The sequence below is a fragment of the Hyalangium sp. genome (assembly GCF_035629615.1).
Taxonomy (GTDB): domain Bacteria; phylum Myxococcota; class Myxococcia; order Myxococcales; family Myxococcaceae; genus Hyalangium.
Window position 1 is genome coordinate 1 of record NZ_DASPHO010000020.1, and the last position, 9,776, is coordinate 9,776.

A 9,776-nucleotide genomic window follows, 5' to 3' on the forward strand; every position below is an offset into this window, starting at 1 on the left:
GAGCTGCTGCACGACCAGGCGCTGCTCACGGAGGGCAGCCCCCTGGAGGATCCCAACCGCTTCGCGAAGCGGCTGACGGCGCTGCTCACGCAGGTGGCGGCCCAGGCGGTGGAGCCCCCCGCCAATGGAACGGCCCCAGGCACACAGGCGGCGGACGCGGCGAGCGTACCGGGTGGCTCCTCGGTCCAGGTCTGACGGCTCGTGTCCCGCTCAGGGAGGGCTCTCAGCCACCCGCGTGTAGACCCTCACGTCCACCCTGTACATGCCTGGCCACCCGGGAGCCTTCCGCGGGGGGGACACCTGCTCCACCTGGAGGATGTCCTCCTTGTGGGGCCAGATCTCTCCCAGCTTCCGCGCCTCGGGGCCGGGCGCTCTCTGGCTCCCGGAGGGGCAGGCCACTTCGGACCGTGGGCCGACCTTCACGAACACCGGCCCGTCCTCATTCTCTGACGCGTCGACCATGGCCTCGACCACGTAACAGCCGGGTTCCAGCTCTTCGTCTTCGGGCTCATCCGGTGGAAATTCCTCCGGGACTGCGTCCATGCCCGGCGGCGGAGTGCCCACGGGCATGAGGTCGCTCGGCTGCGAAGGCCCACCCGTAGGCGGCATGAAGTTGGATTGGAAGTGCTCGTCCTCTTCCGCTTCGTCCTCGAGGCTCCCGGCCAACATGGCGAGCCCGGTCATGCCCAGGCAGCCAACGAAGACCACGGCCGCGGCGATGAGACAGCCCTTCACCCAGCCAGGGGTCTGCTGGGGCTGGCCCCGCGCTGGAGCGGGTTCCCGCCTCGGCACCGGGGCGGGAGCTGGCACGGGACCCGGGGCCGGGACAGGCAGTACGGGGACAGGCTGCTGCTCGGCCACGAGCGGTGCCGGAGCAGGCTGCCGATCGGTCACGGGCCGCGCCGGTGCAGGCCGTCCGTCGCTCGCAAACTGTGCCGGAGCCGCCTGCCGATCCGTGACAGGCCTTGCCGGGGAGGGAGGGCCCGGTGGGGGCGCGCTCTCGCCGGCTCCGGAAGCGGGCTTCATCATCGTGGCCGAGAGGCCTCCGAGCTCCGCGGCCCCCGCGGGCGCGTCCCCGGAGCCAGGGCGCCTCATCGTGGCCGAGAAGGACTCAGGCGTCGCGACCGGAGCTTGTGCACCCGCGCCTCCCCGTGGCCCGGCAACCGCGACGCCGTTCGCGGGCAACGAGCGCACCGCCTCCTCGCAGGCGATGAGCGCCCGGTCCGCCTCGGCCGCGTCCTGGAAGCGATCCTCGGGGCGCTTCTCGTAGAACTTCCGGAGCGTCTGGCTCAGCACCTCCGGCAGCGGAAGGGAGACGGGCGGAGGTGGCTCGCTCAGCTGCGCGTGGAGGATGCGCGCAATGGTGTCGCCCTTGAAGGCCCGCGCGCCACTGAGCAGCTCATAGAAGATGAGGCCCGCAGCGTAGAGGTCCGTCCGTCCGTCGATGGGCTTCCCGGAGATCTGCTCCGGAGCCATGTACGCCGGCGTGCCCACCATCATCCCTTCGCTGGTGAGCTGCCCGGCGATGTCTCCGAGGACCTTGGCGATGCCGAAATCGAGCACCTTCACGAAGAGCTGCCCGTCATCCGGTCCCGCCTGGACGACCTTGATGTTGGCGGGCTTGAGGTCGCGGTGGACGATGCCCAGCGAGTGTGCGGCGTGCAGCAGCGAGACGATCTGGCGCATCACCGCCACGGCCTGCCGCAGCGGCATGGGCCCCTGGCGCTCGATGACCTCCGCCAGCTCCACGCCATCCACATACTCCATGACGATGTAGGGCGTGCCCTGCTCCACCCCGAAGTCGATGACGTGGGTCATCGCCGGGTGGTTCACCTTGCCCGCCACCCGGGCCTCCCGCCCGAAGCGCGCGAGGCTCTCGGGCGAGGAGATGGCTCGAGGCGAGAGCACCTTCACCGCCATGCGCTTCTCGAGCCCGAGGTGGGTGGCCAGGTAGACCGTCCCCATGCCGCCGCTGCCCAGCTCCGCGTCGATCCGGTAGGTGTCCTTGAGCACGGCCCCAGGCCCGATCTGAAGCGCGGACGACGGTTTGCTCGACGGCGGCCCCCTGGAAGGCGGATACGTCTTGTCGTCTTCGTTCATTCGGACACCCGCGTGTGGACCTTCACCACGACCCGCTGGGTATCCGGAGCCCCCTTCTTCTTCGGCTCGAAGGAGAGGGTCTGGGACTGGAGGACCTTCTCTCCCGGGGACCCAGGCCACTTCGTGAACAGCTCCTGGTGCTTGCGATTCAGCTTCTTCGCTGTCACGGAGCTACAGTCGATGGTCTCCCGTGAGTTGACCGACTTCGGCAACCACGGCCCGTACTTGCCATCCGATCGCTTGTTCGACTCGAGCGTCACGACGGAGACATAGCAGGTCTCCTCTGGCTCCTCTGAAGGCGGTGGAGTCGCGTCCTCCTCGGCCGGCTGGGGCTCACCGCTCCCCTCCTGCTCGGGCTCTGCCTCTGCAGGCGCCTCGTCCCCCGGTGTCTCCTCCGTAGGCGTGTCGGGGGTGTCCGCCCCTGCGACAGGCTCTGAGGGAGCGGACCCCTGCTCTTCACCCGGCTCTGGGGCAACCCCCACTCCCTCGAACGCGGAGGACCCGGTCTGCGGGGTGGAGGACTCGTTCTCAGGGGGCTCCGCGGGCTGGGATGGAGTGGCAACCCGAGCGCTCTTCCACGCCCACACGCCTCCGGCGATCCCCGCGGCCACGAGCACGAAGGCCACGCCCAGCAGCGCCACGGCCTTGCTGGAGCCCGAGGAGCTCCGGGGCTCGAAGGTCTGATGCGGAGGAAGTGCCGAAGACGGGACGGACGGACGGACTGGCGCGGGAGCAGCAGCCGGCGCGGGGGCAGGAGTCGGCACGGGAGCAGGAACGAGCGCAGGCTCCTCCTGAGCCACCTTCCCCTCCGTCACCAACGAGGGCGAGACGGCCACGGCCGAGGAAGGCTTGCTCTCGGCAGCAACAGGCGCAGGCTCCCCCGAGGTGCCGGCCGTGGGCTCGGCCTTCTTCGGGCGGTAGGTCAGCGTCCGAGCGCCGTTCTCCAGCTCCTCGCTGGCGGGCAGCGCCGCGCCCACCGCGACGTTCACCGAGGGCGGCCGCAGCACGTCCTCGCAGGCCATGAGCGCCCGGTCTGCCTCACCCGCGTCCTGGAAGCGATCTTCGGGGCGCTTCTCGCAGAACTTCTCGAGCGTCTGGCGGACGATGTCCGGCACCGGCACGGTCAACGGCGGCGGCGGATCGTTCATCTGCGCGTGGAGGATGCGCGCGATCGTCTCACCCTTGAAGGCTCGCTTGCCGCTGAGCATCTCGTGGAACAGGAGGCCCGCGGAATAGAGGTCCGTTCGCCCGTCAATGGGCTGGCCGGTGATCTGCTCCGGCGCCATGTACGCCGGCGTGCCCACGAGCATGCCCTCGCTGGTGAGCTGCCCGGAGATGTCACCGACGACCTTCGCGACGCCGAAGTCGAGCACCTTCACGAAGAGCTGACTGTCCTCAGGCGTCTCCTGGAGGACCTTGACGTTGGCGGGCTTGAGATCGCGGTGGACGATGCCCAGCGCATGCGCCGCGCGCAGCAGCGAGACGATCTGGCGCATCACCGCCACGGCGCGTCGTGGCGGCATGGGCCCGTCTCGCTCGATGAGCTCCGCCAGCTCCACCCCGCTCACGTACTCCATGACGATGTAGGGCGTGCCCTGCTCCACGCCAAAATCGATGACCGCCGTCATCGCCGGGTGGCTCACCTTGCCGGCGACCTTCGCCTCACGCTCGAAGCGCGCCAGACTGTCCGGGGTGGAGACGGCCCGGCGCGAGAGCACCTTCACCGCCATGAGCTTGTCGAGCCCGAGGTGCGTGGCGCGGTAGACCGTCCCCATGCCGCCGCTGCCCAGCTCCGCGTCGATCCGGTAGGTGTCCTTGAGCACCGAGCCCGGGCCAATCTGCATCGGAGGAGCCAGCTTGCTTGCCACCTCCACCTTCCCGGACAGATGGGTCTTGTCGTCTTCGCGCTCGCTCATGAATGGGCTCGGATGCTACTTCAACCTCCGACCTTTCCTCCTATCTCAGCACGCCCACCCATCGAACACCGGGGCTTTCTTGATCTTCCGGCCTCTATACACCGAGAGGGTAACCGTTCAGCCTCGCTTGATTTATGTCTGGGTCACAAGAGACACTCTGGCTTACCCGTAAGCAAGCGATCGGGCAGTCATGTATCGCGAATGTTTCACGGGTGTTTTGTCATCACCCGCCGGTCCTCGCCGGTGGGCTTCCTTGGAGACAGGTGCCCCATGCTGATCGTGATGAAGCCGGATGCGACGCCCCAGGACATCGAGCGGGTCAACGAGGAGATCCGTCGCCGGGGCTGGCAACCGAACGCGATCCCTGGCGGTACTCGAACGGCGATCGGCATCACGGGCAACAAGGGGGCGGTGGAGGCCGAGCCCTTCCGCGTGCTGCCCGGTGTGGCGGACGCGGTCGCCATCTCCCAGCCCTTCAAGCTCGTCAGCCGCGAGGTGAAGCCTGACGACACCCTGATGCCGGTGGGCAACCTCATGCTGGGTGGAAAGACGATCCATGTCATCGCCGGCCCGTGCTCGGTGGAGACGCGCGAGCAGATCGTCAGCACGGCGCAGGCGGTGAAGAAGGCGGGCGCCACCATGCTGCGCGGGGGAGCGTTCAAGCCTCGCACGAGCCCATATGAGTTCCAGGGGCTAAAGACAGACGGGCTGACGCTGCTGGCCGAGGCGCGCAAGGAGACGGGGCTGCTCGTCGTCACCGAGGTGAAGGACACGGCGACGCTGGCCCAGGTCGCCGAGACGGCGGACATCCTCCAGGTGGGCGCGCGCAACATGCAGAACTTCTCGCTGCTGGAGGCGGTGGGCGAGGTGCGCAAGCCGGTGCTCCTCAAGCGTGGCATGAGCGCCACCATCAAGGAGATGCTGATGGCGGCCGAGTACATCGTCGCCAAGGGCAACAACCGCGTCATCCTCTGCGAGCGCGGCATCCGCACCTTCGAGACGATGACGCGCAACACGTTGGACCTGAACGCGGTGCCGATGCTCAAGTCGCTCAGCCACCTGCCGGTGTTCGTGGATCCGTCGCACGGCATTGGCGTGCGCAAGGCGGTGCCGGCGATGATGCGTGCGGCGATCGCCGTGGGCGCGGACGGCATCATCGTCGAGGTGCACCCGGATCCGCCGCGGGCGCTGTCGGACGGGCACCAGTCGATGGACTTCACCGAGTTCGAGAAGGCGATGGACGAGGTGCGCGCCATCGCCGGGGCGCTGGGCCGTGATGTGGCGAAGCTGGGGTAGCGGCCCATGACGATCAAGGAAGCGCTCGGCAAGGTGCTGAACCGGCGCGATCTCACCCGCGAGGAGATGGCCACCATCATGGGGCTGATGCTCGCGGGCGAGGCGACGGCGGCGCAGGTGGGCGCGCTCGCGGCCGCGCTGCGGATGAAGGGGGAGACGGAGGACGAGCTCCTCGGGGCGGCGGAGGCCATGCGAGCGCGGGCGGCGAAGCTGTCTCCGCGGGCCGAAGTCGTGCTGGACACGTGCGGCACCGGGGGAGATGGGGCGCACACCTTCAACATCTCCACGGCGGTGGCCTTCGTGGCCGCAGGGGCGGGGGCGACGGTGGCCAAGCATGGCAACCGCGCCGTCTCCAGCCGCTGCGGGAGCGCGGACGTGCTGGCGGCGCTGGGGCTGGCGATGGAGCGCTCTCACGAGGCCGTGTCCCGGGACATCGACGAGCACGGCGTGGGCTTCCTCTTCGCGCCGTCGCACCACAGCGCCCTGAGGCACGTGGCGCAGGCGCGGCGGGAGATGGGGTTCCACAGCTTCTTCAACCTGCTGGGGCCGCTGACGAACCCGGCTGGGGCGCGCTACCAGCTCCTGGGCACCTTCGCCGGAGAGCGGCTGGAGCAGACGGCGCGGGTGCTGGGGCGGCTGGGCAGCCGACGCGCGTGGGTGGTGCACGGACAGGATGGGCTGGACGAGGTGACTCCGTGCGGCCCAACAAATGTCGCGGAGCTGTGCGAGGACGGCACGGTGCGCACCTTCGTCGTCACCCCGGAGGACGCGGGGCTGGAGCGGGTGCCTCGGGAGGCCATCGCCGGGGGCGAGGCGGCCGAGAACGCCCGGCTGCTGAGGGTCCTGCTGGCGGGCGAGCGCTCGGGGATCCGCACGGCGGTGCTGCTCAACGCGGCGGCGGCGCTGATGGTGGTGGGACAGGCGGCGGACCTGCGCGAGGGCGTGAAGCGGGCGGAGGAGTCCATCGACTCGGGCGCGGCGGCGCGGAAGCTGGCGGCGCTGCTCGAGGGAACCTCACCGTGAACCGGGGCCCTGCGGAAAGTCCCGCTTCTTCCTCGGGAGGCGGCTAGGGTGAGGGTGGCGTCCCCCAGCCGTCGCTGTCACGAGGGGCTCCGCCGCGGAGCCAAGACATGGGAGACTTCTGAATGAACCTCCTCGCGGACATCTTCGCGCGCAAGCGCCAGGAGTTTGCCTCACGTCCCCCCCTGGAGCCGCGGGTGCGCCCGCCAGCCCGGGACTTCGCGGCGGCCCTGCTCCAGCGCCGGCCGGGCGTGGCGGTGAACGTCATCGCCGAGGTGAAGCGCAGGAGCCCCTCCGGGGGCCCCTTCCCTCATCAGGATCTGGTCCAGGTGGCGCGGGGCTACGAGGCGGGGGGCGCGAGCGCCATCAGCGTGCTCACGGACGATGTGGACTTCGGGGGCAGCCTGGCGGACCTGGAGCAGGTGCGTGCGGCGGTGTCGCTGCCCGTGCTGCGCAAGGACTTCCTCGTGGCTCCTCGCGAGATTGAAGAGAGCGCGGCGCTGGGGGCGGACGCGGTGCTGCTCATCGCGGATGCGCTGAGGGACGGGATGCTGCAGGAGATGGTGGCGACCGCGAAGGCCTGTGGTGTCGCGGCGCTGGTGGAGGCGCACACGGAGGAGCACGCGGAGCGGGCGCTGACGGCGGGGGCGGAGCTGGTGGGCATCAACAACCGGGATCTGGCCACGCTGCGCACGGACACGAGGACGGCGCTGCGGGTCATGCCTCATCTGCGCGCGCGTGCACGGGTGCTGGTGGCCGAGAGCGGACTGAAGACGGCGGCGGACTTCGCGGCAGCTCGGGCTGCGGGGGCGGACGCGGTGCTGGTGGGCGAGTCCCTGCTGCGAGAGGCAGATCCCGGCCAGGCGCTGGCGCGGCTGCTGGCAGCCAAGGACGGAGCTGCGTGAGCGTCCGGGTGAAGATCTGCGGCGTGACGCGGCTGGAGGACGCCCAGGCTGCGTGGGCGGCCGGTGCGGACGCGCTGGGACTGAACTTCTATCCGCGCTCCCCTCGATACGTCGAGCCGGCCACTGCGACGGCGCTGGCTCGTACCCGGCCGGCGCTGGGCGCGGTGGTGGGTGTCTTCGTCAACGAATCTCCAGACGTCATCCGCGCCCGGGTGCGCGAGTGCGGGCTCACGGCGGTGCAGCTGCATGGAGACGAGCCGCCCGAGGCTTGCTCCGGGTTCGGCGTCCCTGTCATCAAGGCGCTGCGCGTGCGGGGGCCGGAGGACGTGGCACGGGCGCGGACGTACGTGGGTGCAGGGGACGTGGCGACGTTGCTGCTGGACGGCGCGGCCCCTGGGTACGGCGGCGGAGGTGTCACCTTCGACTGGTCGCTGGTGGCGCGGCTGGTGGACGTGGGGGTGCCCGTGTTGGTGGCAGGCGGACTGACTCCAGGGAACGTGGCGGAGGCCGTGCGCGCCACCCGGCCGTACGGCGTGGACGTGGCGAGCGGGGTGGAGGCGAGCCCTGGCATCAAGGATCTCGAGGCGGTCCGGGCATTCATCCGCGCCGCCAAGGCGTTGAACCTCTGGGAGCAACAGACATGAGCATGGAGACCTCCACCGGGCGCTTCGGGCGCTACGGCGGCCGCTATGTGCCGGAGACGCTGGTCCCGGCGCTGCTGGAGTTGGAGGCGGCGTACGCGGCGGCGCGCGCGGACCCGTCGTTCGGTGAAGAAGTGGCCCGGGTGCTGAAAGAGTTCGTGGGGCGCGAGACGCCGCTGACGCCCGCGCACCGGCTGACGGAGTCTTGGGGCGGCGCGCACGTGTGGCTCAAGCGCGAGGATCTGGCGCACACGGGCGCGCACAAGATCAACAACACCATCGGCCAGGTGCTGCTGGCGCGGCGCATGGGGAAGAAGCGCATCATCGCGGAGACGGGGGCGGGGCAGCACGGCGTGGCCACGGCCACCGCGTGCGCGCTCTTCGGGTTCCCGTGCGAGGTGTACATGGGCTCGCTGGACGTGGAGCGCCAGTCGCTCAACGTGTTCCGCATGCGAGCGCTGGGCGCCACGGTGAGGCCGGTGGAGTCGGGCTCGAAGACGCTGAAGGACGCGATGAACGAGGCCATCCGCACGTGGGTGGCGCAGGTGGAGGACACCCACTACGTCATCGGCAGCGCGGCGGGGCCGCACCCCTACCCCACCATCGTCCGGGACTTCCAGGCCATCATCGGCCGCGAGGTGCGTGTGCAGACCCAGGCGGCCTTCGGGCGGCTCCCGGACGCCATCACGGCCTGCATCGGCGGCGGCTCCAACGCCATCGGCATCTTCCATCCCTTCATCGGGGACAAGGAGGTGCGGCTGGTGGGCGTGGAGGCGGGAGGCCACGGACTGAACAGCGGGCAGCACGGCGCCTCGCTGACCCTGGGCACGGAGGGAGTCCTCCACGGGACGCGCTCGCTGGTGCTGCAGGATGCGAACGGGCAGATCCAGGAGGCGCACTCCATCTCCGCCGGCCTGGACTACCCGGGCGTGGGCCCGGAGCTGGCGTTCCTGGCCAAGGAGGGCCGGCTGGAGGTGCGCACGGCCACCGACGACGAGGCGCTGCGGGCCTTCTACGAGGTGGCGCGCGCGGAGGGCATCCTCCCGGCACTGGAGACCTCTCACGCGTTCGCGCGGGCGGCGGACCTGGCGCGCGAGCTGGGCAAGGGCAAGCACCTGGTCATCAACTGCTCGGGCCGCGGCGACAAGGATGTGGCGACCATCGCAGCGAAGGGAATTCCGGCCACGGGCCACGAGAGGAAGGCATGAGCGGCGAGATTGCAGCGGCCTTCGAGCGGGCAAAGGCGCGAGGCGAGGGTGCGCTGGTGGCATACGCCATGGCGGGCGATCCGGACCTGCCGCGCTCGGTGGACGTGTTCGCCGCGCTGGTGGAGGGCGGCGCCGACATCCTGGAGCTCGGGGTGGCGTTCAGCGACCCCATCGCGGACGGCCCGGTCATCCAGGCGGCCTCGGAGCGAGCGCTCAAGGCGGGCTCCACGCTCCAGCGCGTGCTGGACGAGGTGGTTCCGGCAGTACGCAAGCGCTGCCCGGACACACCGCTCGTGGTGATGACGTATGTCAACATCGTGATGGCGCTGGGCGAGGAGCGCTACGCGAAGCTGGCGCGCGAGCGCGGCATCTCCGGCACCATCCTCCCGGACCTGCCGCCCGAGGAGAGCGAGGGCCTTCGGCGCACCTTCGACGCGGCGGGGCTGGCCCTCATCCCGCTGTGCGCGCCCACCACGCCGCCGGCGAGAGCGGCGGCGATTGCCCGGGATGCTCGAGGATTCGTGTACTGCGTCTCGGTGGCGGGCGTGACGGGGATGCGCGCGGAGCTGCCGAAAGACCTCTCCACCCGCCTGGAGCTGGTGCGGCGCAGCTCGCCGGTGCCGGTGGTGGCGGGCTTCGGCATCTCCACCGCGGAGCAGGCCCGGGTGATTGGCGCCCACGCGGACGGCG

Annotated in this window: 9 protein-coding genes; 7 read left to right on the forward strand and 2 right to left on the reverse strand. The window is 70.4% G+C overall.

From position 1 onward, the window contains the following. Positions 1 to 195, forward strand: a 195-nt coding sequence (locus tag VD972_RS00745; protein WP_324979207.1) for a hypothetical protein, incomplete at its 5' end; no start/stop codon positions are given. Positions 196 to 210: 15 nt separating this feature from the next. On the opposite strand, the gene VD972_RS00750 is transcribed toward VD972_RS00745, so the two are convergent. Together VD972_RS00750 and VD972_RS00755 are read right to left on the reverse strand one after the other, a co-directional pair. Beyond that, positions 211 to 2,100, reverse strand: a complete 1,890-nt coding sequence (locus VD972_RS00750) for a serine/threonine-protein kinase (RefSeq protein WP_324979210.1) — start codon at positions 2,098 to 2,100, stop codon at positions 211 to 213. Further along, on the reverse strand, positions 2,097 to 4,016 hold the full coding sequence (locus VD972_RS00755) for a serine/threonine protein kinase (protein ID WP_324979212.1): 1,920 nt from the start codon (positions 4,014 to 4,016) through the stop codon (positions 2,097 to 2,099). Before VD972_RS00755 ends, VD972_RS00750 begins: the two co-directional genes overlap by 4 nt. 270 nt (positions 4,017 to 4,286) lie before the next feature. On the opposite strand from VD972_RS00755, the gene aroF reads away from it, so the two are divergent. The 6 genes from aroF to trpA all read left to right on the forward strand — a co-directional run. Beyond that, positions 4,287 to 5,312 carry a 3-deoxy-7-phosphoheptulonate synthase gene (aroF, locus tag VD972_RS00760; protein ID WP_324979215.1) on the forward strand — a complete coding sequence of 342 codons (1,026 nt, stop codon included), beginning with the start codon at positions 4,287 to 4,289 and terminating at the stop codon, positions 5,310 to 5,312. A gap of 6 nt (positions 5,313 to 5,318) precedes the next feature. Then, positions 5,319 to 6,335: an anthranilate phosphoribosyltransferase gene (gene trpD / locus VD972_RS00765; RefSeq protein ID WP_324979218.1), complete on the forward strand. Its 1,017-nt coding sequence runs from the start codon at positions 5,319 to 5,321 to the stop codon at positions 6,333 to 6,335. A 122-nt stretch (positions 6,336 to 6,457) separates the two neighbouring features. After that, a complete protein-coding gene (locus tag VD972_RS00770) occupies positions 6,458 to 7,237 on the forward strand; it encodes an indole-3-glycerol phosphate synthase TrpC (RefSeq protein ID WP_324979221.1) in 780 nt (259 codons plus the stop codon). Further along, positions 7,234 to 7,881 (forward strand): phosphoribosylanthranilate isomerase, encoded by a 648-nt coding sequence (locus VD972_RS00775; protein ID WP_324979224.1) that lies wholly within the window; start codon positions 7,234 to 7,236, stop codon positions 7,879 to 7,881. Before VD972_RS00770 ends, VD972_RS00775 begins: the two co-directional genes overlap by 4 nt. Then, positions 7,878 to 9,086, forward strand: coding sequence for a tryptophan synthase subunit beta (gene trpB, locus VD972_RS00780; protein ID WP_324979228.1), 1,209 nt, complete (start codon positions 7,878 to 7,880; stop codon positions 9,084 to 9,086). The genes VD972_RS00775 and trpB overlap by 4 nt, the downstream gene beginning before the upstream one ends. Then, the coding region (trpA, locus tag VD972_RS00785) for a tryptophan synthase subunit alpha (RefSeq protein ID WP_324979231.1) at positions 9,083 to 9,776 on the forward strand (694 nt) is incomplete at its 3' end. The genes trpB and trpA, both read left to right, overlap by 4 nt.

Coding starts and splice junctions, on each gene's coding strand:
- trpD (WP_324979218.1), top strand. CDS start 5,319: ATGACGATCAAGGAAGCGCTCGGCAAGGTGCTGAACCGGCGCGATCTC.
- VD972_RS00770 (WP_324979221.1), top strand. CDS start 6,458: ATGAACCTCCTCGCGGACATCTTCGCGCGCAAGCGCCAGGAGTTTGCC.
- VD972_RS00755 (WP_324979212.1), bottom strand. CDS start 4,016: ATGAGCGAGCGCGAAGACGACAAGACCCATCTGTCCGGGAAGGTGGAG.
- VD972_RS00750 (WP_324979210.1), bottom strand. CDS start 2,100: ATGAACGAAGACGACAAGACGTATCCGCCTTCCAGGGGGCCGCCGTCG.
- aroF (WP_324979215.1), top strand. CDS start 4,287: ATGCTGATCGTGATGAAGCCGGATGCGACGCCCCAGGACATCGAGCGG.
- trpB (WP_324979228.1), top strand. CDS start 7,878: ATGAGCATGGAGACCTCCACCGGGCGCTTCGGGCGCTACGGCGGCCGC.